This is a genomic window from Streptomyces sp. NPDC003691, assembly GCF_053981115.1.
In genome coordinates, this window is sequence record NZ_JBSFNQ010000004.1 from 178,582 (window position 1) to 204,475 (window position 25,894).

The 25,894-nt window shown below is 71.5% G+C and carries 23 protein-coding genes; 16 read left to right on the forward strand and 7 right to left on the reverse strand.

Translation table 11 applies throughout. The features are described from left to right. Nucleotides 1-126 precede the first annotated feature (126 nt). Nucleotides 127-807, reverse strand: a complete 681-nt coding sequence (locus ACWDR0_RS03830) for an ATP-binding protein (protein ID WP_456349991.1) — start codon at nt 805-807, stop codon at nt 127-129. A gap of 441 nt (nt 808-1,248) precedes the next feature. Here ACWDR0_RS03830 and ACWDR0_RS03835 point away from each other — a divergent pair, with 441 nt between their 5' ends. The 3 genes from ACWDR0_RS03835 (at nt 1,249) to ACWDR0_RS03845 (ending at nt 4,470) form a co-directional block, all read left to right on the forward strand. Continuing rightward, on the forward strand, nt 1,249-2,130 hold the full coding sequence (locus tag ACWDR0_RS03835) for a helix-turn-helix domain-containing protein (protein WP_456349992.1): 882 nt from the start codon (nt 1,249-1,251) through the stop codon (nt 2,128-2,130). 170 nt (nt 2,131-2,300) lie between these two features. After that, nucleotides 2,301-3,758, forward strand: a complete 1,458-nt coding sequence (locus tag ACWDR0_RS03840; RefSeq protein ID WP_456349993.1) for an aldehyde dehydrogenase family protein — start codon at nt 2,301-2,303, stop codon at nt 3,756-3,758. Nucleotides 3,759-3,885: 127 nt separating this feature from the next. Next, entirely contained in the window at nt 3,886-4,470 is a 585-nt protein-coding gene (locus ACWDR0_RS03845) for a DinB family protein (RefSeq protein ID WP_456349994.1), read from the forward strand. On the opposite strand, the gene ACWDR0_RS03850 is transcribed toward ACWDR0_RS03845, so the two are convergent. Beyond that, entirely contained in the window at nt 4,467-5,213 is a 747-nt protein-coding gene (locus ACWDR0_RS03850; protein WP_456349995.1) for a bleomycin resistance protein, read from the reverse strand. The two genes, ACWDR0_RS03845 and ACWDR0_RS03850, sit on opposite strands and share 4 nt — an antisense overlap. A gap of 126 nt (nt 5,214-5,339) precedes the next feature. Here ACWDR0_RS03850 and ACWDR0_RS03855 point away from each other — a divergent pair, with 126 nt between their 5' ends. From ACWDR0_RS03855 to ACWDR0_RS03875, 5 genes are all read left to right on the forward strand, one after another. Then, nucleotides 5,340-5,981 (forward strand): PadR family transcriptional regulator, encoded by a 642-nt coding sequence (locus ACWDR0_RS03855; protein WP_456349996.1) that lies wholly within the window; start codon nt 5,340-5,342, stop codon nt 5,979-5,981. 174 nt (nt 5,982-6,155) lie between these two features. Beyond that, complete coding sequence (locus tag ACWDR0_RS03860) at nt 6,156-7,094, forward strand: ATP-binding cassette domain-containing protein (protein WP_456349997.1); 939 nt, start codon at nt 6,156-6,158, stop codon at nt 7,092-7,094. Continuing rightward, the gene (locus ACWDR0_RS03865) at nt 7,091-7,918 is read left to right on the forward strand and encodes an ABC transporter permease (protein WP_456349998.1); all 828 of its coding nucleotides are present in this window, start codon (nt 7,091-7,093) and stop codon (nt 7,916-7,918) included. Before ACWDR0_RS03860 ends, ACWDR0_RS03865 begins: the two co-directional genes overlap by 4 nt. A 210-nt stretch (nt 7,919-8,128) precedes the next feature. Further along, on the forward strand, nt 8,129-8,281 hold the full coding sequence (locus ACWDR0_RS03870; protein WP_456349999.1) for a hypothetical protein: 153 nt from the start codon (nt 8,129-8,131) through the stop codon (nt 8,279-8,281). A 106-nt stretch (nt 8,282-8,387) separates the two neighbouring features. Next, nucleotides 8,388-9,059, forward strand: a complete 672-nt coding sequence (locus tag ACWDR0_RS03875) for an SMI1/KNR4 family protein (protein WP_456350000.1) — start codon at nt 8,388-8,390, stop codon at nt 9,057-9,059. Between the two features lie 69 nt (nt 9,060-9,128). On the opposite strand, the gene ACWDR0_RS03880 is transcribed toward ACWDR0_RS03875, so the two are convergent. Together ACWDR0_RS03880 and ACWDR0_RS03885 are read right to left on the reverse strand one after the other, a co-directional pair. Continuing rightward, nucleotides 9,129-10,562, reverse strand: coding sequence for a glutamate decarboxylase (locus ACWDR0_RS03880; RefSeq protein WP_456350001.1), 1,434 nt, complete (start codon nt 10,560-10,562; stop codon nt 9,129-9,131). A 260-nt stretch (nt 10,563-10,822) separates the two neighbouring features. After that, nucleotides 10,823-11,197 carry a YbjQ family protein gene (locus tag ACWDR0_RS03885; protein ID WP_456350002.1) on the reverse strand — a complete coding sequence of 125 codons (375 nt, stop codon included), beginning with the start codon at nt 11,195-11,197 and terminating at the stop codon, nt 10,823-10,825. Between the two features lie 230 nt (nt 11,198-11,427). Here ACWDR0_RS03885 and ACWDR0_RS03890 point away from each other — a divergent pair, with 230 nt between their 5' ends. Beyond that, nucleotides 11,428-12,177: a DedA family protein gene (locus tag ACWDR0_RS03890; protein WP_456350003.1), complete on the forward strand. Its 750-nt coding sequence runs from the start codon at nt 11,428-11,430 to the stop codon at nt 12,175-12,177. Nucleotides 12,178-12,398: 221 nt separating this feature from the next. Here the strand turns inward: ACWDR0_RS03890 and ACWDR0_RS03895 are convergent, their stop codons facing one another. Both ACWDR0_RS03895 and ACWDR0_RS03900 read right to left on the reverse strand, forming a co-directional pair. Then, nucleotides 12,399-14,318 (reverse strand): threonine/serine exporter family protein, encoded by a 1,920-nt coding sequence (locus ACWDR0_RS03895; protein WP_456350004.1) that lies wholly within the window; start codon nt 14,316-14,318, stop codon nt 12,399-12,401. A 222-nt stretch (nt 14,319-14,540) separates the two neighbouring features. After that, the gene (locus tag ACWDR0_RS03900) at nt 14,541-15,032 is read right to left on the reverse strand and encodes an inorganic diphosphatase (RefSeq protein WP_456350022.1); all 492 of its coding nucleotides are present in this window, start codon (nt 15,030-15,032) and stop codon (nt 14,541-14,543) included. Nucleotides 15,033-15,225: 193 nt separating this feature from the next. Here ACWDR0_RS03900 and dacB point away from each other — a divergent pair, with 193 nt between their 5' ends. The 6 genes from dacB (at nt 15,226) to folE (ending at nt 23,585) form a co-directional block, all read left to right on the forward strand. Then, entirely contained in the window at nt 15,226-16,644 is a 1,419-nt protein-coding gene (dacB, locus tag ACWDR0_RS03905; RefSeq protein WP_456350005.1) for a D-alanyl-D-alanine carboxypeptidase/D-alanyl-D-alanine endopeptidase, read from the forward strand. A 593-nt stretch (nt 16,645-17,237) separates the two neighbouring features. Next, nucleotides 17,238-18,365, forward strand: coding sequence for a zinc-dependent metalloprotease (locus tag ACWDR0_RS03910; protein ID WP_456350006.1), 1,128 nt, complete (start codon nt 17,238-17,240; stop codon nt 18,363-18,365). 233 nt (nt 18,366-18,598) lie between these two features. After that, nucleotides 18,599-19,903, forward strand: coding sequence for a tRNA lysidine(34) synthetase TilS (tilS, locus tag ACWDR0_RS03915; protein WP_456350007.1), 1,305 nt, complete (start codon nt 18,599-18,601; stop codon nt 19,901-19,903). Between the two features lie 98 nt (nt 19,904-20,001). After that, on the forward strand, nt 20,002-20,541 hold the full coding sequence (hpt, locus tag ACWDR0_RS03920; protein WP_146484453.1) for a hypoxanthine phosphoribosyltransferase: 540 nt from the start codon (nt 20,002-20,004) through the stop codon (nt 20,539-20,541). Nucleotides 20,542-20,815: 274 nt separating this feature from the next. After that, nucleotides 20,816-22,843, forward strand: a complete 2,028-nt coding sequence (gene ftsH, locus ACWDR0_RS03925) for an ATP-dependent zinc metalloprotease FtsH (RefSeq protein ID WP_456350008.1) — start codon at nt 20,816-20,818, stop codon at nt 22,841-22,843. Nucleotides 22,844-22,976: 133 nt separating this feature from the next. Continuing rightward, nucleotides 22,977-23,585, forward strand: a complete 609-nt coding sequence (gene folE, locus ACWDR0_RS03930; protein WP_456350009.1) for a GTP cyclohydrolase I FolE — start codon at nt 22,977-22,979, stop codon at nt 23,583-23,585. 60 nt (nt 23,586-23,645) lie between these two features. Here folE and ACWDR0_RS03935 read toward each other — a convergent pair whose 3' ends face one another. After that, nucleotides 23,646-24,530, reverse strand: a complete 885-nt coding sequence (locus ACWDR0_RS03935) for a S41 family peptidase (protein ID WP_456350010.1) — start codon at nt 24,528-24,530, stop codon at nt 23,646-23,648. A gap of 332 nt (nt 24,531-24,862) precedes the next feature. Here ACWDR0_RS03935 and hemC point away from each other — a divergent pair, with 332 nt between their 5' ends. Next, nucleotides 24,863-25,831 (forward strand): hydroxymethylbilane synthase, encoded by a 969-nt coding sequence (gene hemC, locus ACWDR0_RS03940; RefSeq protein ID WP_456350011.1) that lies wholly within the window; start codon nt 24,863-24,865, stop codon nt 25,829-25,831. Nucleotides 25,832-25,894 lie beyond the last annotated feature (63 nt).

Sequence of the window (25,894 nt, forward strand, 5' to 3'; positions counted from 1 at the left end):
CCGCTCCGGACGCTCCACCGGCCCCGGAACGGCGTCCGGAAACGCGGGAGCGGGCCCGCCCCGGGGCGGACCCGCTCCCGTGGCCGGGCGGCGCTCCTGCTGGGCGCGCCGCCCGGCCCTCCCCGCTCAAGCCAGCCTGAACAGCGCCCACACGACCTTGCCGTGCAGCGCTCCGGCGAGCGGATGCCAGCCCCAGCTGTCGGCGTAGGCGTCGACGAGGAAGAGTCCACGGCCGGACTCGGCCGTGCCGTCGGGGTCCGGGAAGCGTCCGCCGCCCAGACCGTCGGGACACTCGCCCCGTTCGAGCCCCTCGAATCCGCTCAGCCCGTCGAACCCGCCGGACCCGCCGGCGCCCTCGAACCCGCCGGACCCGCCGAGTCCGCCGAACCCGGCCGGGCCGCCCGGCGTACCGGTCCGGCCGCCGGGGCCCTCGGGCCGGGCGGTGCCGTTGTGCCGTACCGCGCCGTTGTGCCGGTCGGCCCCGCCGGGGCCCTCGGCGCTGGGGTCGCGTACCGCCACCACCAGCCGTCCGGGCCACCGCATCAGATGCAGCCGTACGGGGGGCAGAAAGCTCTCCCGGGCCGGCTCGCCGGGCAGGGCGTGCCGCAGCGCGTTGGTGACCAGCTCGGAGACGACCAGCGCGATGTCGTCGAAGTGGTCGTAGAGATCCCAGTCCTTCAGCGTCGCCTTGGTGAACTGCCGCGCTCCGCGCACCGCTTCATAGCGGGAGGAGAGGGAGCAGGCCGCCGAGCCCAGGGCTTTCGCGGGATCGATCGGAGGAAGCCCCTGCCTTAACGGCTCTAGCATGGTCGATCCATTCGTCCCCATGCGAGGCACTCCCGGGAATCGCGGCTGTGACGCTTCAGTGACGTTTCAACACGAACGAGCACGCAGGTGCGCGGGGACCATGGTTCCCAATGCGTAGGGCAGATGCAAGGGCAGATGCACGTGCACGCGGGCCCGCTGTCCGCTCTTGTAGTCATTGAGGGGGATATCTTCCTCTCATCTGTTCCATGGTCTTCCCAAGTGCTTCCCATTTCAGTAACCAGGTGAGTACGGGCCGGAGTGATTTGGTGGCAGAATCCGGCACTTGGGGTTCCGGGGGTACTCCACGCCGACGTGAAGAAGCTGTAGAGATGGAGCAGTGGGAAGCGCCGGAAGGCCGCGCCGGGAGGCGGGGCCGCGTCCGGCGCTCCGGAGCGCCGGACGACAGGACGGACGGGACAGAAGGATGGGGAGGGTCGAGTCGTGACCGCAGGTGAGTCCTGGGCCCAGGGCCCGGGTGGCGGATCCGTGGTGCGACGCATCCTGCTGGGCTCCCAGCTCAGGCGGCTGCGGGAATCGCGCGGCGTCACCCGCGAGGCGGCCGGCTACTCGATCCGTGCGTCGGAATCAAAGATCAGCCGCATGGAGTTGGGTCGTGTGAGTTTCAAGGCGAGGGACGTCGAGGACCTGCTGACGCTCTACGGAGTGGCCGACGAGACCGAACGGGAGGCGCTGCTCGGACTGGTCAAGGAGGCCAATATCGCCGGCTGGTGGCAGCGGTACGGCGATGTGCTGCCCGGCTGGTTCCAGACATATGTCGGACTGGAGGCCGCCGCCTCCCTCATCCGTATCTACGAGGTGCAGTTCGTCCACGGGCTGCTCCAGACCGAGGCGTACGCCCATGCCGTCGTGATGCGCGGCACCCCCGACGCCACCCGCGCCGACGCCGACCGCCGGGTCGCCCTGCGGCTGGAGCGCCAGAAGGTGCTCGTCTCCGAACGCGCTCCGCATCTGCACGCGGTCCTGGACGAGGCCGCGCTCCGCAGGCCCTACGGCGACCGCTCCGTGATGCAGGGACAGCTGCGGCATCTGATCGAGATCTCCGAGATGCCGAACGTCACCCTCCAGGTGATGCCGTTCAGCTTCGGCGGGCATTCGGGCGAGAGCGGTGCCTTCACCATGCTCCGCTTCCCGGAGTCCGACCTCTCCGACATCGTCTATCTGGAGCAGCTGACCAGCGCGCTCTACATCGACAAGCGCGAAGAGGTGCAGCAGTACGAGAAGGCGATGAAGCGGCTCCAGGAGGACAGCCCCGACCCCGCCGAGAGCCGGGACATCCTGCGCGGACTGCTCCAGCTCACCTGATCCCCCTCCGGATCTTCCTCCGGTCCGGGGCCGCCCCCTCCCTTACCCCTGCCCTTTTTACCGACGTGGTCTACGCCAACTCCTTACCGGCGAACGTATAGTGACGTGACATCAGTGACACGACCAGTCATGCGATTCAGGGGAACCCGAGGGTAAGGATTCGGATCACCATGTCCTTGTTCACCGAGCTGGCCCAGCAGTACATCGACGGCGAGTGGAGGCCCGGGAGCGGATCCTGGGACATCATCGACTTCAACCCGTTCAACGGGGAGAAGCTGGCCTCCATTCCGGTCGCGACCGCCGCCGAGGTGGACCAGGCGTACCGTGCCGCGGAACGGGCCCAGACGGCCTGGGCGGAGACCAATCCCTACGCCCGCCGCGCCGTCTTCGAGAACGCCCTGCGGATCATCGAGGACCGTGAGGCCGAGATCACCGAGGCGATCATCGCCGAGCTCGGCGGCACCCATATCAAGGCCGGTTTCGAACTCCACCTGGCGAAGGAGTTCCTGCGCGAGGCGATCCAACTGTCGCTGCGTCCCGAGGGCCGGATCCTGCCCTCGCCGGTGGACGGCAAGGAGAACCGCGTCTACCGCCTGCCCGTCGGAGTCGTCGGGGTGATCAGCCCCTTCAACTTCCCCTTCCTGCTCTCCATCAAGTCCGTCGCGCCCTCGCTGGCGCTCGGCAACGCGGTGGTCCTCAAGCCCCACCAGAACACCCCCATCTGCGGCGGTTCCCTGGTCGGCAAGGTCTTCGAGGACGCCGGTCTGCCGCCCGGGCTGCTCAATGTGGTGATCACCGACATCGCCGAGATCGGTGACGCCCTGATCGAGCACCCGGTGCCCAAGGCGATCTCCTTCACCGGCTCGGACAAGGTCGGCCAGCATGTCGCCACGGTCTGCGCGGCCAACTTCAAGCGGGCGATCCTGGAACTGGGCGGCAACAGCGCGCTGATCGTCCTGGACGACGCCGATATCGACTACGCCGTCGACGCGGCGGTCTTCAGCCGCTACGTCCACCAGGGCCAGGTCTGCATGGCCGCCAACCGGGTGCTCGTCGACCGCCGGATCGAGCAGGAGTTCACCGAGAAGTTCGTGGCCAAGGTGCGCACGCTGAAGGTCGGCGACCCGGCCGACCCGGCCACCCATATCGGCCCGCTGATCAACTCCCGCCAGGCCGACGCCGTCACCTCTCTGGTGGCGCAGACCGTGGAGGCCGGCGCGACCGCGCTGCTGCACGGCGGGTCCGAGGGCAATCTGGTGGAGCCGTCCGTGCTGACCGGTATCGCCACCGACTCGCCGGTCCTCGGCCAGGAGATCTTCGGCCCGGTGGCGCTGATCGTGCCGTTCGACGGGGAGGACGAGGCGGTCCGGATCGCCAACGACACCCCGTACGGGCTGAGCGGCGCCGTCCACACCGCCGATGTGGAGCGCGGGGTGGCCGTCGCCAAGCGGATCAACACCGGCATGATCCACATCAATGACTCCACCGTCCACGACGAGCCGATCGTGCCTTTCGGCGGCGAGAAGCACTCCGGCAGCGGGCGGCTCAACGGCGAATCGATGATCGAAGCGTTCACCACCCAGAAGTGGATCTCCGTCCAGCACGGCCGGTCCCGCTTCCCCTTCTGATCACCACCTCCTGAATCCCGCACGACGGGCCAATGAGGACAGCTCGTGTCCTCATTGGCCCGTAGCGTTTGCGGTGTCGGAAGGAGGGCGAGAGCCTCTCCTTGAAAGCGGCCGGAAGGCGGATCCCATGGTTGTTCACGTTCCCGCGGGCAAGCCCGGTGACGAGCGGGGCACCCTCCTCGCGTTTGTCGAGGCCCAGCGCGGCAGCATCCGCCGCTCGGTGCTCGGCCTCAGCCGGGAGCAGGCCGTCAGCAGGCCGAGCGCCAGCGAGCTGACCCTCGGCGGGCTGCTGAAGCATGTGGCGGAGGTCGAACTGAGCTGGCTCCGGCTGGCCCAGCAGCGGAAGAACGAGCGCGAACGCACCCAGGAGACCTGGGGCGAGGCGTTCGTCCTCCAGGACGGCGAGACCGTCGGGGAGACGCTGGAGTTCTGGGCCGGAGTGGCCGCGGAGACCGAGGAGTTCATCCGCTCCGTACCCAGCATGGACGACACCTTCCCGCTGCCGGACGCGCCCTGGTTCCCGCAGGGCGAGCGGGTGTCGATGCGCTGGTTCCTGGTCCATCTGGTGGAGGAGATCGGGCGGCACGCGGGCCATGCGGACATCGTCCGCGAATCCCTGGACGGGCAGACCGCCTTCGGCCTGCTGGCCTTGGAGCAGGAGCAGGAGCAGGAGCAGGAGCAGGAGCAGGAGGGCGCGCGGGCCGCCGGTTAGGGCGCTTCCGCTTCCTTCGCTTCCTCCGGGTCCGCGAGTTCGGCGAGCCGGGCGAGTTCGTCCCGTACCGACTCCCGCTCCGCCGCCGTCAGCGGTACCGCGCCCGCCCGGGCCAGCAGCGTCCGGGCCAGTGCGTCGTCGCCCTGCCGCCGGGCCACGTCGCCGCGCAGCACTAGCAGTTTCAGCAGCTGGACGGGGGTGGGAGTGCGGTCCGTGCGGGCCAGCGCCCGGTCGGCGATCCGGGCGGCACCCGGCAGGTCCTCCTTGGAGTACGCGAACAGCACGCCCAGATGGACCGCCCGCTCGAAGGGCTCCTTCGGTACGGGGGAGTGGCTGCCGTCCGCGTCCTCCGCGCCCGTGAGCTGTCCGATCCGCACGCTGTTCCCGGTCGGATCGGTCATCAGGAACTGCCGTACCCCGTACGACATGTCCTTCACCGGCCCGATCCGGGGCAGCCCGCGGGACGGGATCCGGCCGTACGCCGCCTTCAGCCCGGCGCGGAAGGCCGTGTGGAGGCCGTCGACGTCGCCGGTGAGGACGTAGCAGCCGGAGTACGAGCCGGCGGGGTCGTACTCCTTCATGCCGAAGAACTGCAGCTCGATAGCGCCGCGCTCGACGACCGCATAGGGGTAGGGGCTGTGCTGGCGGAGGGTCGTGGTGAAGCCGAGGGCTTCGTAGAAGGTGACGACATCGGTCATCAGGGGGGTGTGACACGGGAGGAGTGGGATCGTCTTCTCGGCCATGGATGGCAGAGTATTCAAAGTTGAGTACTCTAGTCAAAGTTGAAGAGCCTTCCATCGTGGAGCCTTCCGTCGGCGGGTCGTCCGCCGAAGGGGAGGGCCGGGAACCGGGAAAGAGGTGGTCCAGGCATGTCGGCTATCCGGCTGCTGGTCCTCGGTGCCGTGCGTCAGCACGGCCGTGCGCACGGCTATCAGGTCCGCAACGACCTGGAGTACTGGGGTGCCCACGAGTGGTCCAACGCCAAGCCCGGCTCGATTTACCACGCCCTCAAGCAGATGGCCAAGCAAGGGCTGCTGGTGGCCCATGAGGTCGCCCCCTCCACCGCGGGCGGGCCGCCGCGCACCGAGTACGAGATCACCGCGGCCGGTACCGAGGAGTTCTTCTCCCTGCTGCGCGAGTCGCTGGTCAACTGGGAGCAGAAGATGGACTCCCTCTCCGCGGGCCTCGGCTTCATGGTGGAGCTGGAGCGCGCCGAGGCGGTCCGCCTGCTGCGGCAGCGGATCGAGGGAATGGCGGGCTGGCGGTCGGCGACCACCGAGTACTACGACCCCGAGCAGGGGCCGGGTCAGCTCGGGCACATCGGCGAGATCATGAACCTCTGGATCTCCTCGGCCGACTTCGGCAAGGAGTGGACGCTGGCTCTGATCGGGCGGATCGAAGGCGGCGCGTACACCTTCGCGGGCGAGGGCGAGCCGTTCCGCGGGGTGCTGGCCGAGGGTGAGGAGAACCCGTACGCGACGGGTGTCCCGCACCGGGGCGACCGGGAGTAGCCGCCGGGCGGCCGGCCGTCATGGCCTGCCCGGCCCCACCGCCCTGACCCTGTTGGCCGGTAATCAAGTTTGACCAATCGCTTCCGGCTGTGCTTTCCTGTGTCGTGGTGGTCAAGTTTGACTACTGGCTGGGACTGCCGGGTTGGACTGCCGGGCTTCGGGAGGGATGCGCGCATGGTGCAGGACATGATCACGCTCGACGGGGTACGGAAGCGCTACGGCGACAAGCAGGCCCTCGGCGGACTCGACCTCGCGGTCCGGGGCGGCACGGTCCACGCGGTCCTCGGCCCCAACGGCGCGGGCAAGACCACCGCGGTCCGGATCGCCGCCACCCTGCTCCGCCACGACGAGGGCGAGGTGCGCGTCGCCGGTCTCGACGTACGGACCCGGGCGGCGGAGGTCCGGCGCCGGATCGGCCTCCTCGGCCAGCACGCCGCGCTCGACGAGGAGCTGAGCGGCCGCCAGAACCTGGACATGTTCGGCAGGCTGCACCATCTCGGCGCCCGGCGGGCCGGGGCCCGGGCGGACGAGCTGCTGGAGCGGTTCGGCCTGGCCGGCACCGGACCGCGGGCCGTGAAGACGTACAGCGGCGGGATGCGCCGGCGGCTCGACCTGGCCGCCTCGCTGATCACCGAGCCCGATGTCCTCTTCCTCGACGAGCCCACCACCGGGCTCGACCCCCGCGGCCGTACCGAGGTGTGGAACGCGGTGCGCTCCCTCGTCGGCGGCGGCACCACGGTCCTGCTGACCACCCAGTATCTGGAGGAGGCCGACCAGCTCGCCGACCGCATCTCGGTGATCGACGGCGGCCGGGTCGTCGCCGAGGGCACGGCCGACGGACTGAAGACGGAACTGGGCGCCGACCGTATCGACATCGTGCTCCGGCGCGCGGCCGACCTCACGGAACTGGTCCCCCTGCTGTCCTTCCGCGCCGGAGTGACCGTCGACCGGGACCGGCGGCTGCTCAGCGCGCCCGTCGGGGACCGGATGGCCGCGCTCACCGAGACCGTACGCGCCCTGGAGTCCGCGGGGATCGAGGCGGCGGACCTGACGGTCCGCCGGCCCACGCTCGACGAGGTGTTCCTCCGGCTGACCGAGAAGGAGACCGCATGACGACGACGAACGCGAACCCGGACCCGACCGTCCCCGCGCCCGCGGCGGGCCCCGCCGGTCTGTTCCTGAGCGACGCCTGGACGATGACCCGGCGGGAACTCGCCCACTGGGCCCGGATGCCCTGGAAGATCGCGCTCGCGCTGGTCTTCCCGGTGATGATGCTGCTGATGTTCGCCTATCTCCTCGGCGGCGGCCGGGGTGTGTCCGGCGACTATCTGACGTATCTGATGCCCGGCATGCTCGCGCTGACCATGGCCTTCGGCCTGGAGGCGACGATGACCAGCGTCACCCGGGACCTCAACAAGGGGGTCATCGACCGGTTCCGCTCACTGCCGATGGCCGACTCCGCCGTCCTGGTCGGGCGGAGTGCCGCGGACATGCTGGAGTCCGCGGCCGCCCTGCTGGTGATGTGCGCCGTCGGGCTGGCGCTCGGCTGGCGCTGGGACGGCGGCCCGGCGGCCTTCGCCGCCGCCTTCGGACTGCTACTGCTGCTGCGGTTCGCGATGCTCTGGGCCGGTATCCATCTCGCGATGGTCGCGGGCCGCCCCGAGCTGGTGCAGGCGGTGCAGATCCTGGTCTGGCCGGTCGGCTTCCTCTCCACGGCCTTCGCGGCCCCGGAGTCCATGCCGGGGTGGCTCGGCGCGGCCGTCGAGTGGAACCCGCTCTCCGCGACCGCCACCGCCGCCCGTGAGCTGGCCGGACTGGACACCGGCGGCTCCTGGGCCGCGGACCACGCGGCCCTGCTCGCGGTCTGCTGGCCGCTGGTGCTGCTGGCGGTGTTCTTCCCGCTCGCGGTGCGCCGGTTCCGGCGGCTCGGCCGGTAGGGCCCGGCCGGGGCGGGGGATTCCGCGCGGGCCGGGTTCCGCGCCGGGCGGGCCGGGCGGGGCGCGTTTCCGTACCGGGCGCGGCGGATTCGCGCCGGGCGGGCCGGAAGGATGCGGGGAGGTGGACGCAACCGTTTCCGGCCCGCCCGGCGTCCTTCCGCATGGAAGCGCACCGTCCGGAGCGCGTGGGGGAACGGAGTCGGGGGAGAGATGGAAGAACTGGGAGGCGCCCTGGTGCGCACCGCGGGGTGGCTCGGCCGTAACGCCCTGACCGTCCTGGAGGCCGTCTTGACCGTCTTCGACGCCAAGCAGTCCAACGACGAGCGCAAGGACCGCCGCCGTCGGCGCCGCGGCACGCGCTGAGCCGCAACCTCGTGGGCAGAGCTTGTAGCCCCCCACTCCGACCTGCGCAAAGACCGTTCCGCTGCCCTATCGTGGGCCGGAGGCAACGGATTCTCGGGGGCGGGGCATGGAAGAGCTGATCGGCGCGGTCGCCCGCGGCGCGGGCTGGGTCGGCAGCCGGGCGGTACGGCTCTACGAGCTGGTCGGCCCCACCCCGGACGAGGAGCGGGAGCCCGGCAAGCCGAAGGAGCGCCGGGCCCGCCCCGGCAGCCAGGGCCCGCTGACGGAGGAGCAGATCCGCCGGGCCGAGGCCGAACTGACCGTCGAGTTCCCGCCGGAGTACCGCGCGTATCTGCTCGACCCGTCCACCGGGGACGCGGTCAACCCGCTCTCGCCGACGGCCGACGGCTGGCGCTGGGCCACCACCTGCGGTATCGAGTACGACCTCCTGGCCGAGGACTTCCCGCACCCCGACTCGTACGCGGCCGCCGACGACGCCCTGGGGGAGCGTGAGCCGCGGCAGGACGACTTCCCCCACCCCGCGGCCTTCGACGAGGTCTACCGGGTCTGGGAGGACGAGGTGGAGGAGTTCGAGCGGCGGAAGAAGGCGGGCGCGGTCGTGATTCGCGACGGCGGCTGCGGCTTCTCGACGCTGCTGGCCGTCACCGGCCCGCTGAAGGGCACCGTGTGGTTCGACGGCCGGGCCACCTGCGATCTGATCCTGCCCCTCAGGTGCGGCGACCGGCCGGGCACCTTCGGCGAATGGCTGACGGGGGAGACTCCCACCGACCCCTGGTGACCCGGCGGCCCGCGCCCCCGTGGCGGCCCGCCCTCAGCGGCGGCACACCCCTCGGCGGCGGCCCGCCCCTCAGTGGTGGAACGCCGTCGCCTTCGCCGGATCCCGGGTCAGCGGCCCGCTCTGCGCCCGCAGCTCCGGCATCAGCCGGGCCAGATCCTCCGCCAGCAGCTCCGCCAGATCGGCGGAGAAGCCGTTGCGGCAGACCACCCGGAGCACCGACAGGTCCTCCCGGTTCTTCGGGAAGGTGTACGCGGGCACCAGCCAGCCCGACTCCCGCAGCCGCCGGGAGACGTCGAAGACGTCGAACGCGGTCACGTCCGGTGCGGTGGTCACCGCGAAGACCGGCAGCTCGTTGCCGTGCGTCAGCAGCCGGAACTCGTCGAACGCGCCGAACTTCGCGGCCAGCCCGGTCGCGATGTCCCGGGCCGACTGCTGCACCGCGCGGAAGCCGTCCCGGCCCAGCCGCAGGAACGTGTAGTACTGGGCGACGACCTGGGCCCCCGGCCGGGAGAAGTTCAGGGCGAAGGTCGGCATGTCGCCGCCCAGGTAGTTGACCCGGAACACCAGCTCCTCAGGCAGCTCGGCCGCCGTCCGCCACAGCGCCCAGCCCACCCCCGGATAGACCAGCCCGTACTTGTGGCCCGAGGTGTTGATGGACGACACCCGGGGCAGCCGGAAGTCCCACACCAGGTCCTCGTCCAGGAACGGTGCCACCATCGCGCCCGACGCCCCGTCCACATGGACCGGGATGTCCAGACCGGTCCGCCGCTGGAGCTCGTCGAGCGCCGCGCAGACTCCGGCGACCGGTTCGTACGAGCCGTCGAAGGTGGAGCCGAGGACGGCGACCACCCCGATGGTGTTCTCGTCGCAGAGTTCGGCGGCGGCCTCGGGGTCGAGATGGAAACGCTCGCCCTCCATCGGCACCAGCCGCGCCTCCACCTCCCAGAACGCGCAGAACTTCTCCCAGCAGACCTGCACATTGACGCCCATGACCAGATTGGGCCGGGCGGCGGACGGATAGCGGTCGGCGTTCCGCTTGGCCCAGCGGCGCTTGAGCGCCATCCCGGCCAGCATGCAGGCTTCGCTCGAACCGGTCGTGGAGCAGCCGACGGCGCCCGCCGGGTCCGGCGCGTGCCACAGGTCCGCCAGCATCGCCACACACCGCTTCTCCAGCTCGGCGGTGCGCGGGTACTCGTCCTTGTCGATCATGTTCTTGTCGCGGCACTCGTCCATCAGGACGCTCGCCTGGGGCTCCATCCAGGTGGTGACGAAGGTCGCGAGGTTGAGCCGTGAGTTGCCGTCGAGCATCAGCTCGTCGTGGACGATGCGGTACGCGGTCATCGGCGGCAGCGGCCCGTCGGGCAGCCGGTGCGTGGGCGGGGCCTCCTCCATACCGCTGACCGGGTTGGCCTCGCCGAAGAAGGGGTTCATCGACAGCTCGCGCCGTCTGCGCTCCTGCCGGGAGTCGCCGCCGGTGGTGTCCGCGCCCTTGTGGAGTGCCATCCCGCGCCTGCCGCCTTTCGCGTCGTCCGTGCCCCCGTATGCCCCCGCCGCGCCGTCCGTCGGCCTGCTGTCCAGGCTGGTACGAGGGCCCCGGGCCCGCAACGCGAGCCGGGCCGGGGCGTACGGCCACGGCGGTACGGGCGGCCGCTGCCGGGGCGGCGTGCCCGGGCCGAGGTGTACGGCCACGGCGGTACGGGGCGGTACGGGCGGCCGCCCGCCGGGGCACCCCCGTCCGGTACGGTGCCGACCGCCCGTACGGGTCAGACGGTGTCGACCGGTTCGATCACCACGGCGGTGCCGTAGGCACAGACCTCGGTGCCCACGTCCGCCGCTTCCGTCACATCGAACCGGAACATCAGCACCGCGTTCGCGCCCCGCGACCGGGCCTGCTCGATCAGCCGCTCCATCGCCTGGTTACGCGTCTCCACCAGGGTCTTCGTCAGCCCCTTCAGCTCGCCGCCGATCATCGACTTCAGACCGGCGCCGATCTGGCTGCCCAGATGCCGCGAACGCACGGTCAGCCCGAAGACCTCGCCGATCACCTGCCGCACCCGGTATCCGGGTACGTCGTTCGTGGTCACGACGAGAACGTCGGCCGACGAGGACTGCCCGCCGCCGTAATCCGAGATCCCCATGTTCGTTCACCTTTCGTCCGGCGGTCCGTCGCCGGGCCCGTCCACCGGGGCGGAAGCCCGTACCGCACCAGCTTTGCCGCGGCATGGGCGGTGCGCATCCCGGGGGCGGCGGGAAAAACACCTTACGGGGCCGGTGCGTTGATAATTTGGGCCCGCGGCACTCCGCCGCGCCCGCACGTCGCGCGTCCCCCGATCCTCCCTCCGACGACTCTCCACAGGAGCCGGAACTCGTGACTACCCTTTCGCTCGGACCGAGCTGGCTGGACCCGGACTATCTGATCGGGACCTTCGGCCTGATCGGGGTACTGATCATCGTCTTCGCGGAGTCCGGTCTTCTCATCGGCTTCTTCCTCCCGGGCGACTCCCTGCTCTTCACCACCGGCCTGCTGGTCACCAGCGGGAAACTGGACACCCTGCCGCTGTGGGCGGTGTGCACCCTGATCGTCTTCGCGGCGATCGCCGGCGACCAGGTCGGCTATCTCTTCGGGCGCAAGGTCGGCCCGGCGCTCTTCAAGAAGCCCGACTCCCGGTTCTTCAAACAGGAGAATGTGGAGAAGGCACACGACTTCTTCGCGAAGTACGGGCCGAAGTCGCTGGTCCTGGCCCGGTTCGTGCCCATCGTGCGGACGTTCACGCCGATCATTGCGGGCGTCTCCCGGATGAACTACCGCTCCTTCATCACGTACAACATCGTCGGCGGTGTGCTGTGGGGCGCGGGTGTCACCCTGCTCGGCGCGGCCCTCGGCAAGGTGGACTTCGTCCACCAGCACATCGAGGCGATCCTGCTGCTGATCGTCGCGGTCTCGGTGCTGCCGATCGCGATCGAGCTGCTGCGGGCCCGCAAGCAGGGCAGGAAGCAGCGTGCGGCGGGGGTGGAGTGGGCCGCCGCGGCGGGCGGGGTGCCCGACACCGGTCTGGACACCGGTCTGGACACCGGCCCCGGCCCGGCGGAGCCGCACGGCCGCCACGCCGGGCGCTGACCCGCACGACGACGCCGGTACGGGCCCGTGCCAGGGCCCCCGAGGCTCCGGTGCGCACACCGCGCCGGAGGGAGCCGCGCCCGTGGACGTACGGGCGCGGCTCTCGTCGTCCGGGTACCCGCCGCGACCCCGGGCCCTGGGCGTACGTGCTCCGGCCGGCCGGAAGCCCGCCCCCGGGCCCGGGGCGTACTCCGGGCCAGGGGCATCCGCCTTCCGCCAGGTCAGAAGCCCCTGGTCCGCTTGGCCGCACGGCGGCGGAGGGACGGGCCGGGCAGTCCGCCCGCGACCGCCGGGACCCGCAGGAACAGCCGGGACAGCTCGCTGCCCAGATTGACCCCGATCGCGATCGCCAGCGCCAGCGCCGCCGCCTTCGACAGCGACGCCAGCCCGGCGTTCAGCTGGCCCTGCGCCATCGCCAGCAGCCCGAAGTACGTGGCGCTACCGGGCAGCAGCGGACCGATCGCCGCCGTGATGTACGGCAGCGCCGAAGCGTGCTGCGCGCGCGACAGCATCTGCCCGAACAGCCCCACCAGACCCGCCGCCACCGCCGTCGCCGCCACCGGCGGGATGTTCGCGGTCAGCGCCAGCGCCCCGTACACCGACCAGGCCACCCCGCCGTTCAGCGTCACCAGCAGCACGGTGTCCCGGTCCTGCTGGAGCAGGACCGCGAAGCAGAACGACAGCGCCATCGCCGCCACCAGCTGCACCTCGGGCCGCTCCACGGTCTGCAGCGCCGTCTCCGGAGTCAGCTCGGCGCCCAGCGCGATGCCCAGATAGAGCACGCTCAGCACACCCGTCACGATCCCGACGATCAGATAGCCGACCTCCAGCAGCCGGGCCGCGGCCGTGATGTAGAAGCCGGTCAGCCCGTCCTGGACGCCCGCGACCAGCGCCCGCCCCGGGATCAGCGCGAACAGCCCGCCGGTGATGACCGCGGAGGCCCGGACGTCCAGCGGGGAGAGCGACAGCGCCACGCCCATCGCGGCCGGGGGTGTCGCCGCCACCACGAACTGGTAGAACTCCGGCAGCCCGCGCCCCGCGCACAGCCACGCCAGCCGGTCGCCCAGCATCGCCGAGACCGCCGCCGCGACGAAGACCACATAGCCGCCGCCGACCAGGACCGACGCCGCCCCGGCCAGCAGCCCGCCCGCGATCGTCAGGGCCCAGCCGGGGAAGGGGTGCCGGTTGCGGCGGATCTCCGCGAGCCTGCGGTACGCCTCCTCCAGCGACACCTCGGTGTCCGGGCTGCTGATGTCGTGCACCAGCTTGAAGACCGCCGCCAGCCGGGTGTAGTCGGTGCCCCGGCGCCGTACCGTGCGGTTCGCCGTCACCGGGTCGTCGACCAGGGACGGCTGATAGGTGATGGACAGCAGGGTGAAGGTGACCGTCGGCTCGCAGCGGTCCAGCCCGTACGAGCGCGAGATCGCGAACATGGCCGCCTCGACGTCCTCGGCGCCCTCCCCGCCCGCGAGCAGCAGCTCGCCGATCCTCAGGGTCAGGTCGAGCACCCGGGGCACGGCCGGACCGGTCTCGTCGTGCCGCTGCACGACCTCCGGGACCGGCCGTTCGCCGACCGGCATCCGCAGCATCGTGCGCATCCGGTCCTGCCAGGGCGCGTCCTTCGTCAGCGCGACCTTGGGCACACCGTCGGCGGGCGTGAAGGCGGTGGGGGAGCGGCGCGCCCGGTAGGTGGCCGGAGTCGCGAACGCGGAGCCCTCCTGCTCCGGCACCGCGGGCTCGGCGACCCCGGTGGGCACGGCGAACTCGGACGTCGGCTGCTCCTCCTCGGCCGCATCGGGCGGGGCGACGCCCTGCGGGACGGCGAACTCGGAGGAGGGGTGGTCGTCGGCGGGCGGCGGCGGGCCGGGGTCGGCTGGGCGGGAGCGGTAGGAGTCCGCGCGGGCCTTCCGCGCCCCGGCGCCGGGACCCGTACCGGGGCCTGTGCCCGCGTCCGGATCCGTATGGGAACCGGCGTCCGTACCGGACTCTGCGTCCGTGTTCGCGTCCGGATCCGTACCGGAACCGGACCCCGCCTCGGGAGACGGACCGGCACCCGTACCAGCCCCGGTCCCTGCGTCCGGACCCGTACCGGAATCCCCGTCACCCGTCTCGTGCGCCGCCGCTCCGGACTCCTCGGACACGCCCCTTCCCTTCCCTCTCTCCTCGTCCCGATCAGTATGTGCGGGGATCGCACAGGTGACGACCCCGGGATGCACGCCTGCCCCACCGCCCGCTCCGGACACCCCCGACGGCCCCGCCGCCCCCGGCCCGTCCCTCCCCGGCCCGGCCGGACACAGCAGTGCGGGCGGGACACCCCCGAGGGTGTCCCGCCCGCACCGGACCGGCTGGCTGTACGCCTGCGGTCAGTGGCCGCCCTGCGACTCGAAGCGCTTGTAGGAGGCCTCGATCTCCGCCTCGGCCTCGGTGCGGCCGACCCAGTCGGCGCCCTCGACGGACTTGCCGGGCTCCAGGTCCTTGTAGACCTCGAAGAAGTGCTGGATCTCCAGGCGGTCGAACTCCGACACGTGGTGGATGTCGCGGAGGTGCTCGACCCGCGGGTCGGACGCCGGGACGCACAGCAGCTTGTCGTCGCCGCCGGCCTCGTCCGTCATCCGGAACATGCCGATGGCCCGGCACTTGATGAGGCAGCCCGGGAAGGTCGGCTCGTCGAGAATGACCAGCGCGTCCAGCGGGTCGCCGTCCTCGCCGAGGGTGTTCTCGACGAAGCCGTAGTCGGCGGGGTAGCTGGTCGAAGTGAAGAGGCGCCGGTCCAGGCGGATACGGCCCGTCTCGTGGTCGACCTCGTACTTGTTCCGCGAACCCTTCGGGATCTCGATGGTGACGTCGAACTCCACGGGTGGCTCCTCCATGATCAACACATACGTCTGGTACGTCGGGGTGGTGCTGTGCCCTTCCGGGCGGAAACCCCGGACCCCCGGCCGGGCGGTCTTGACCGCCGGCCGGGGTGCCATGTTCGCGGCAAGACGCAGTTCTGGTGATTAAGTGTCTCTCACGCAGGTGTGTGATCGCGAAAGGGGCTGGTGCGAGGTGCCGGACATCCGAACGTGGCAGCTCGTGACGGGTGCTGCCGCGCTGGGACTGGCCCTGGCCGCCGGTGCGGTCACCGCGGCGGGACCCTGGGACTCCGGCCGGCGTACGGCGGAACGGGACCGGGCCGCCGAGGCCCGTACCGAGCCCGGCGGCGGAACCGGCACCCACCGGCGGCCCGCGGGCCCGGCCCCCGCACCCAGCGCGCAGCCCGTGCTGGCCGCCCTCGGCACCGCGCCGCGGACCGCGGCCGCCCGCGGCGAGGCGGCGGGCGGCCCGGCGGCGGAGTTCGCCCGCAGACTCGAACCGCTGCTGCGCGACCGCGGGCTCGGGACCCGGCCCGGAGTCTCCGTCGTCGACCTGGCCACCGGACGGGAGCTGTACGGACGCGACTCCGGGCGGGCGATGGTCCCCGCCTCCACCGTCAAGATCGCCACCGCGGCGGCGGCGCTCTCCGCCCTCGGGCCGTACCACCGCGTTCCGACCACCGTCAGCGCCACGCCCGACGCCCGGTCGCTCACCCTGGTGGGCGGCGGCGACGCCACCCTCGACCGGGCCGGACTGCGCACCCTCGCCCGGCGCACCGCCGGAGACCTCCGGGCCCGCAAGGTGACCACGGTGTCCCTCGGCTACGACACCTCCGCCTACCGGGGGCCCGATCTGCACCCCATCGGGGTCAACGGCAATATCGCCCGGGTCACCCCGCTCATGGTCGACCAGGGGCGGGCCGACCCCCGCTCCACGGGCGCCGCGGACCGCGTCGCGGACCCGGCCGGGGACGCCGCCCGCGCCTTCCGGGACCTCCTGGAGAAGGAGGGCGTCACCGTCGACGGCGAGACCGCCCCCCGCCGCCCGGCCGCCGGCTCGAAGCCGCTCGCCGAGGTGCTCTCGCCGCCGCTGACCGATGTCGTCGAGCGCATGCTCACCGAGTCCGACAACGACATCGCCGAATCCCTCGCCCGGCAGACCGCGATCGCCCGGCACGAGGAGCCGAGCTTCGCGGGCGCGGGCCGGGCGGTCCGGGACCAGCTCGCCGTGCTCAAGGTGCCGCTGGCCGGGGCCCGGTTCGCCGACGGCAGCGGCCTGGACCGGGCGGACCGCGTCACCCCCCGCCTGCTGACGGCCCTGCTGGCCCGGGCGGCCGAACCCGGGCACCCCGGACTGCGCCCGGTCCTCACCGGCCTGCCGGTCGGCGGCTTCACCGGCACGCTGGAGTCCCGCCATACGGGCACCTCGCCCGGCAGCGGCCTGATCCGCGCCAAGACGGGCACGCTGACGGGCGTCAACGCCCTCTCGGGCACGGTCCCGGCGCCGGACGGCACGCTGCTGGCCTTCGCCTTCCTGGCCAACGGCACCCCGTCCCCGACCGCCGCCCAACCCGCCCTCGACCGCCTCGCCACCACCCTGACAACTCCCTGACCCCGAGCCCCTCCCAACCGGCGGCCCCGAGCAAGCGCCTCGGGACGGGCGCCCCATGCCCCGGGTCAGGTGTTTCCCCTCCGGCATCCCCGGAGAGAACCCCGCCCGGCAGGGTGGCACAGAGACAAGGCGCTTGAGCGGGGGGTTTGGGGGCGCGGGGAACTGCGCGAACAACCACCGGCGGCGTACCGGCGCCGTACGACGTCCGCCTGCCGGGCGCTCGGCGCGTCCCGCCCCCGGATCCGAGCCCCAGCGCCCCTGAGAACCCTCTGCACAAGCGCCTCGTCTCCGTGCCGCCCTGCCGGGTTCGGTTCCTTCTGAAGCGACTGGAGGGGAGCAGCCAGGGGCGCGGGGAACTGCGCGAACAGCCACGGACGGTGTGCAGACGCAGCACAGCATTCCGCCGCCGGACGCTCGGCGCGTCCCGCCCCCGGGGCCCGAGGCCCGAGGCCCATGACGGCGGCCACGCCGGGCGACCCGGGGCTCCCCGCGCAGGTGCCCGCCCCTGCCCCGGGGCTCCCGGGGCTCCCCGGGCCCGGGGCCCAGGGGGTGATCCGGGGCCGCCCCGGAGGGGAGCACGTACCGTTGACCGCATGACGAGCTTGGGTGGAACCGAGATGGTCGACTGGAATCTCGCCGTGGCGACCGCAACCCGCTTCGTACGCCCCGGCCCCGACGTCAGCAAGGACGAGGCCCGCGCCGTCGTCGCCGAGCTGCGCCGGCACGCCAGGGCGTCCGAGGAGCACGTCCGGGGCTTCACCCGGATGATCCCCGTGACGCACCGGCCCGAGGACACCCCGGTCCTGGTGGTGGACCGGGCCGGCTGGGTCCGGGCGAACGTCGCCGGCTTCCGCGAACTGCTGAAGCCGCTGCTGGCGAAGATGCAGGACCGCAGGCCCGGCGGCCCCACCGGCGCCGTACTCGGCGCGGTCGGCGGCAAGGTGACCGGTGTGGAGCTGGGCATGCTGCTGTCGTTCCTGGCGTCCCGGGTCCTCGGACAGTACGAGACCTTCGCCCCGCCCACCCGCGAGCTCCCCGCCGGGGACGGCGGCGGACGGCTGCTGCTGGTGGCGCCGAACATCGTGCATGTGGAGCGGGAGCTGGAGGTCGACCCGCACGACTTCCGGCTCTGGGTCTGCCTCCACGAGGAGACCCACCGCACCCAGTTCACCGGGGTGCCGTGGCTGCGCGACCACCTCCAGGGGGAGATCCAGTCGTTCCTGGACCAGACCGAGGTCGACCCGATGACCGTGCTGGAGCGGCTCCGGGAGGCCGCCCAGTCGCTGGCGGGCGCCCGCCCCGAGGGCGAGGAGAACGACAGCGGCCGCTCCTTCGTGGAGCTGGTGCAGACCCCCGCGCAGCGCGAGACCCTCGGGCGGCTCACGGCCGTGATGTCCCTGCTGGAGGGGCACGCCGACTTTGTGATGGACGGGGTCGGCCCCGCGGTGGTGCCGTCCGTCGCCGAGATCCGGGAGAAGTTCCAGCAGCGCCGGGCGCGCGGGGCGAGCAGACTGGACGTGGCGCTGCGCAAGCTGCTCGGCCTGGACGCCAAGCTGCGGCAGTACCGGGACGGCGAGCGGTTCGTACGGGCCGTGGTCCAGGAGGTCGGGATGGACGGTTTCAACCGGGTGTGGACCTCGCCGAACACCCTCCCCACCAAGGCGGAGATCGCCAAACCGGCGGACTGGGTCGCGCGGGTGCACGGGCGGGCGGAGGCATGAGCGCACCGGGGGTGTACGCCGTCAGGGGGGCGGGGGACGCCCCCTGGAGGGCACAGCATCACCCGTCCGAGGGACCCTGAGGCCGGGGATAGGCGTGCGATGCTCGGAGAACGGCCCGCTTCTGTCACCATCGACGCACTCTGAGTGACGATTCTCTGAGTCGGCAGCGCAACGCCACCCGGAGGCGCCCCCAGAGGCCCCCTCCCGAATTCTCTCCACGAAGGGCACCGGATATGGGTCCCCATCCAGCGGTCGCGGCGATACGCCTGGCGGTCCGCCGCGTACTGCACGACATCCTGACCGAATACGCCGCCGGCCAGGCCGGCCAGGCCGCCGCGACGGCCTCCGGAGCGGTCACCGGCTCCGGGGCACCCGCCGGAGTGGGCGCCACCACCGGATCCGGGCCCGTCCCGGGCGCCGGAGCCACCGCCGGGACCGCCACGGCCCCCGGCACCCCCGCCCCCGGCCGGGCCGTGCCCCGCCCCGAGCGGCCCCTGCGTCTCGACCACCCCCCGGCCCCCGCCTCCCGCCTCACCGACGCCGGCACGTCCCCCGCGGCCGCGCCCGTATCGGCCCTGCCGCGCCCCGCGACCCCCGCCTCCCACGCCGCGGCCGGTGCCGCCACCGGGCCGCTGGTACTGGTCGCCTGCTCCGGCGGCGCCGATTCGATGGCGCTCGCCTCCGCGCTCGCCTTCGAGGCCCGCAAGCTGAATATCCGCGCGGGCGGCATCACCGTCGACCACGGCCTCCAGGACGGCTCCGACCTGCGCGCCGCCGAGGTCGCCAGCCGGCTCGCCGCGATGGGCCTCGACCCGGTCGACGCCGTCTCCGTCCGGGTCGGCCGGGACGGCGGCCCCGAGGCCGCCGCCCGGGACGCGCGGTACGCCGCGCTCGACGCCGCCGCCGAACGCCACGGCGCCGTCGCCGTACTCCTCGGCCACACCCGCGACGACCAGGCCGAAACCGTCCTCCTGGGGCTCGCCAGGGGCTCCGGGATCCGTTCGCTCTCCGGGATGGCCGCCGTCTCCGGCGCCCGCCGCCGCTACCGCCGCCCCTTCCTGGAGCTGGACCGGCAGACCGCCCGCAAGGCGTGCCTGGTCCAGGCGCTGCCCGTCTGGGACGACCCGCACAACGCCGACCCGGCCTACACCCGCTCCCGGCTGCGCCACGAGGGCCTCCCGGCCCTGGAGAAGGCCCTCGGCAAGGGAGTCGTGGAGGCGCTCGCCCGGACCGCCCAGCTCTCCCGCGACGACGCCGACGCGCTCGACACCTGGGCCGCCGACGCGGACGCCGCCGTACGGGACGAAGCCGGACAACTGGAGTGCGCCAAGCTCTACGCGCTGCCGCCCGCCGTCCGCCGCCGGGTGCTGCGCCGGGCCGTGATCGACGCGGGCTCGCCCGCCGGGTCGCTCTTCGCCCGCCATGTCGAGGAGGTCGACCGGCTGATCACGAGCTGGCGCGGCCAGGGAGCCATCAATCTGCCGGGCCGCGTCGAGGCCCGCCGGCAGAGTGGCAGACTTGTCATCCGGCAAGGCTGACACGGCCCGCGGCCGACCAGGCCGAGGCGCCCCGGCGTCCGGGGTCACCAGCGCCTCCCCCCGGCGAGAGAGAAAGCGACCGCGTGAACGAGAAGGACATGGGCACCGACCTCCAGTCGGTGCTCATCACCAAGGAAGAGATCGACGCGAAGCTGGCGGAGCTGGCCGCGAAGATCGACGCGGAGTACGCGGGCAAGGAGCTGCTGCTCGTCGGTGTCCTCAAGGGCGCCGTGATGGTCATGGCGGACCTGGCCCGTGCCCTGTCCAGCCCGGTCACCATGGACTGGATGGCGGTGTCGTCGTACGGCGCGGGCACCCAGTCCTCCGGTGTCGTCCGGATCCTCAAGGACCTCGACACCGACATCAAGGGCCGTCATGTCCTGATCGTCGAGGACATCATCGACTCCGGCCTGACCCTGTCCTGGCTGCTGTCGAACCTGGGATCGCGCGAGCCCGCGTCGATCGAGGTCTGCACGCTGCTGCGTAAGCCGGATGCCGCAAAGGTGTCGATCGACGTGAAGTGGATCGGCTTCGACATCCCGAACGAGTTCGTCGTCGGCTACGGCCTCGACTACGCCGAGAAGTACCGCAACCTGCCGTTCGTCGGCACTCTCGCGCCGCACGTCTACGGCGGCTGACGCTCCCGCGGAAGGCCCCGGCGGGGCCTTCCGTACCCCCCTTCGGGGCCCTCGCGGCCCCCGGCGCGGCCGTCCGCGGCACCCGCCGGGAAATCCGGTGGAAACCCGGTGGGAACCAACCGGCCCCTCTCGCCGTTGATGCCTGGGAGGGCGGGTTTGTCGCCGTACCGTGCGGTCACGGTTGTCAAGCTGGGGTACCTTCCGAAGAACAGTCTTTTCTCACAGCAGCATTTACCTACGGGCAGGAGGAACGGGGCGAGTCCGCCCCGTATGGATGGACGTGAAGCGATACTTCCGTGGGCCGGTCATGTGGATCGTGCTGGTCGTCCTTGCCGTGGTCGTGGTGATGCAGGTCGTCGGCTCCTCGGGCGGCTACAAGACGGTGGACACCGGCCAGGTCATTCAGGCGATCGACAAGAACCAGGTCGAACAGGTCAAGCTGACCACCGGAGACGACCAGATCATCAAGGCCGAGCTGAAGGACGGCCAGAAGATCAAGGGCAGCTCCAAGATCCAGGCGAGCTATATCGGGACCCAGGGCTCCGATCTCGCCGCGAAGCTCCAGCAGAAGTTCGAAGCCGGGGACATCTCCAAGGGCTACACCGTCTCGCCCTCGAAGCAGAGCCCGTTCGTCTCGATCCTGCTCTCGCTGCTGCCCTTCGTGCTGATCGTGCTGGTCTTCCTGTTCCTGATGAATCAGATGCAGGGCGGCGGCTCCCGGGTGATGAACTTCGGGAAGTCCAAGGCCAAGCTGATCACCAAGGACACCCCGAAGACGACCTTCGCCGATGTGGCGGGGTCCGACGAGGCCGTCGAGGAGCTCCACGAGATCAAGGAGTTCCTCCAGGAGCCGGCCAAGTTCCAGGCCGTCGGCGCCAAGATCCCCAAGGGTGTGCTGCTGTACGGCCCGCCCGGTACCGGCAAGACGCTGCTGGCCCGCGCTGTCGCCGGTGAGGCGGGCGTCCCCTTCTACTCGATCTCCGGCTCCGACTTCGTCGAGATGTTCGTCGGTGTCGGTGCCTCCCGGGTGCGCGACCTCTTCGAGCAGGCCAAGGCGAACGCCCCGGCGATCGTCTTCGTCGACGAGATCGACGCGGTTGGCCGGCACCGCGGCGCCGGCCTCGGCGGCGGCCACGACGAGCGCGAGCAGACTCTCAACCAGCTCCTCGTCGAGATGGACGGCTTCGATGTGAAGGGCGGCGTCATCCTGATCGCCGCCACCAACCGGCCCGACATCCTCGACCCGGCGCTGCTGCGCCCGGGCCGCTTCGACCGGCAGATCGCGGTCGACCGCCCCGATATGCAGGGCCGTCTGGAGATCCTCAAGGTCCACCAGAAGGGCAAGCCGGTCGCCCCGGACGTCGACCTGGGCGCGGTCGCCCGGCGCACTCCCGGCTTCACCGGTGCGGACCTCTCCAATGTGCTGAACGAGGCCGCGCTGCTCACCGCGCGCAGCGACAAGAAGCTGATCGACAACCACTCGCTCGACGAGGCCATCGACCGGGTGGTCGCGGGACCGCAGAAGCGGACCCGGATCATGTCGGACAAGGAGAAGAAGATCACCGCGTACCACGAGGGCGGACACGCCCTGGTCGCGGCGGCCTCTCCGAACGCCGACCCGGTCCACAAGATCACCATCCTGTCGCGCGGCCGGGCCCTCGGCTACACGATGGTCCTGCCGGACGAGGACAAGTACTCCACCACCCGCAACGAGATGCTCGACCAGCTGGCGTACATGCTGGGCGGGCGGGCGGCGGAGGAGCTGGTCTTCCACGACCCGACGACCGGCGCGGCCAACGACATCGAGAAGGCCACGACCACCGCCCGGGCGATGGTCACCCAGTACGGCATGACCGAGCGCCTCGGCGCGATCAAGTTCGGCGGCGACAACACCGAGCCCTTCCTGGGCCGGGAGATGGCGCACCAGCGCGACTACTCGGAAGAGGTCGCCGCGCTCGTCGACGAAGAGGTCAAGAAGCTGATCGAGACCGCGCACAACGAGGCCTGGGAGATCCTCGTCGAGAACCGAGACGTCCTCGACAACCTGGTCCTCCAGCTCCTGGAGAAGGAGACCCTCGGCAAGGAGGAGATCGCCGAGATCTTCGCGCCGATCGTCAAGCGCCCGGCCCGCCCCGCGTGGACCGGTTCCTCCCGCCGTACTCCCTCCACCCGTCCGCCGGTGCTCTCCCCCAAGGAGCTGGCACTGACGAACACCGCCGGAGCCAACGGCACCCCCGCGATCGACACCGCCAAGGCCCCCGGCCTGGAGGTCGCTCCGGAGGACCGCCCCGAGCCCAGCTGACGGCAGGGGTGAACGGGCTGTGTCGCCCGTGTCACACCCCGCCCCGGGATGGCTGCCGCGTCCCCCCAGGTTTTAGCCTGGGGGGACGCGGCATTTCGCACGCCCGTGCGGAGCAACGAGGAACGAGGCACTGATGACCGACCCGGTGACGCTGAACGGCGACGCGCATCCGATCGGCGAGTTCGACGAGAAGCGCGCCGAGAACGCGATCCGCGAGCTGCTCATCGCGGTCGGCGAGGACCCCGACCGGGAGGGACTGCTGGAGACCCCGGCGCGGGTCGCGCGGGCCTACCGCGAGATATTCGCGGGGCTCTGGCAGCAGCCGCAGGACGTTCTGACCACCACGTTCGACCTCGGTCACGACGAGATGGTCCTGGTCAAGGACATCGAGGTGATGAGCTCCTGCGAGCACCACCTGGTGCCGTTCGTGGGCGTCGCCCATGTCGGATACATCCCGTCCGCCGACGGAAAGATCACCGGCCTGTCGAAGCTGGCCCGCCTGGTCGACGTCTTCGCCCGCCGCCCCCAGGTCCAGGAGCGCCTCACCACCCAGATCGCGGACTCCCTGATGGAGATCCTCGAACCGCGGGGTGTGATCGTGGTGGTCGAGTGCGAGCACATGTGCATGACGATGCGCGGTGTCCGCAAGCCCGGCGCCAAGACCATCACCTCCGCGGTCCGCGGCCAGCTCCGCGACCCGGCGACCCGCGCGGAGGCGATGAGCCTCATCATGGCCCGGTAGCTCCCGCGGCGGGTCCCGGACCCGGCCCCTTCCGGCGTACCGGACGGGGCTCGGCCGTGCTCAGCCCACCGCGGCCTTGAGCGCCTCGTCCAGGGCCCGGTCCGCCGGGACCGGCAGGTCCGGAGCGACCCCCACGCCCTCCCAGTTGGTGCCCGTGACGGTGCTGATGGTCCGTGCCGTCGGTACCGTCACCAGAATGTGCTCGGTGACCGGGTGGCGGTCCGTGGGATGGGCACCGCCCCGGCTGGTCGCGCCGACGACCACGGCCCGGCCGTGGGCCTGGAGGGTGTAGGCGATGTCCTCGCCCGCGGAGAACGTGGCCTCGCCGGTGAGTACGTACACCGGGCGGTCCAGGTACCGCGGTGCGGGCAGGTGCCCGGCCGTCCAGAACTGGCGGGTCGTGTCCGTACCCCGGTCGTAGATGTCGTTCAGGTGTACCTGGTCGTCCGGGAAGAAGTAGCTGCACCACATGGCCGCCCCTTCCGGGGACCCGCCGAGACAGGCCCGCAGGTCCAGCACCAGCGCGGAGCTGCCCGCGACCAGCTCCATGGCCGCGCCGATCGCGCTCGCACCCTCGACGGCGGTGGCGACGCGCCGCAGCTCGACGAGCCCGACGTTCCCCTCCAGCCGCTCGACGCGACGGATCCCCTGCCCCTCCGCCCGGAGCAGCGCGCGGAACGCGGCCTCCCCTCCGTCGTCGTCCACGGGCTTCAGCGACCGCGGCTCCTCGCTCCAGAGCAGCCGCAGATGCTTGTCCGGGCAAGCCTTCTGAAGGTCACCCGTCACGACCTCGCAGAGAGCGGGCCCGTCCAGCCCCTCGTACGCTCCGGCCGCAAGACGGTCCATGATCGCGGTCGTGATGGCGGCGGTCTTCTCGGGGAAGACATAGCCCGAGCCGATCCGCTCCAGGGCCTGCTCGACTATGTGCTCGTTGGTGAAAGCCATAGCGGATCATGCTAGGCACCGGGGCCCCCTGGTCACAGGGGTTTTTCCGGGGGTGGGGCGAGCCGGCCCGGTGGTCCCCGCGCCCTCCGCTGTGCCGGGTCAGGCGGAGAAGGAGCCCCGCCCGGCGCGTGCACGAGCGGGGCTGTCACTGCCGATACCCGGCGGGTCTCGGCTACGCGGTTCCGGGGCGGGGCACGTAGGTGAACGACCGGTCCGAGGGCGACGGTCGGGGCAACGCGTAGCAGCTCCGTTTCCGACCCGGTGTCTGTATGAGTACGCGTACAAGCCCCATAGCCTGGTGAAACCCTGTCAGGCTTCGGAATGGGGTCCCTGTGGCCACGTACCTTGTCGGTTCCCGCGCCAGCAACCTCGCCAAAGCGCAGGTGCGTGAGTATCTGCGCCCCCTGCGTGAACGGCTCCCCGGGATCACCTTCATTCATCGGGTGATCCTGGAAGGGGGCGACAAGGACCGTAAGTCGGCTCTGTCCGCCGTGTCGGCTGTCAGTGGTGGATCGGCGTTCAGCAGCGAACAGGAAGCGGCGCTGGCCCGAGGCGATGTCGACGTGGTGGTCCACTCGCTGAAAGACCTTCCTACGTCGAACCCGCAGGGCCTTACCTTGCTGGCCCCGCCAGGGCGGGAAGACGTACGCGACGCCCTGTGCGGGTCCACTCTCGCGGGGCTCCGAAAAGGGGCTCGGGTCGGCACGGGGGCTCCGCGCCGTGTTGCTCAACTACTCGCCGTACGACCCGATCTCGATGTGGTGCCCATCCGGGGGAACGTCCCTCCCCGCCTCAAGAAGATCGAAACGATGGGGCTCGACGCTGTGGTTCTGGCAGTGGCGGGCCTTCGCCGGCTGGGGCTCGATGACGCCATTGGGGAAGTGTTGCCGCTCGACCTGTTCCCGCCGAGCCCCGGACAGGGCGCGCTCGGCATCCAGGTCCGGACGGACGACGATTCGGCGCCGCTCCGCGCCTTGTTGTCCACGATCGGAGATGTGGCTGCCGACGCAGCGGTCCGGGCCGAACGCACGCTGCTCGCCGAGCTTCACGGAGGGTGCAGTGTGCCCGTGGGCGCATACGGTGAGACCTTGCCCAACGGGGAACTCGCCCTCACGGGCCAGGTCACGTCACTGGACGGACGCCTCCGGGTCGCCGGGACTGTGACCGGTCCGTCCACAGAACCGGAAAAGCTCGGCGCATCCCTGGCCACTTCGCTCATCGACCAGGGAGCGCATTCGATCCTTGACCAGGTCCGGGCCGCTCTCGGCCCTAGGGAGTTTCTTTCGGATCAGGCCGGATGAGCGAGCGGGGTCTGGTGCCGTGGATCGCAAGGCGGAGGATTGAGCCACTGCGGAGCATTGGTG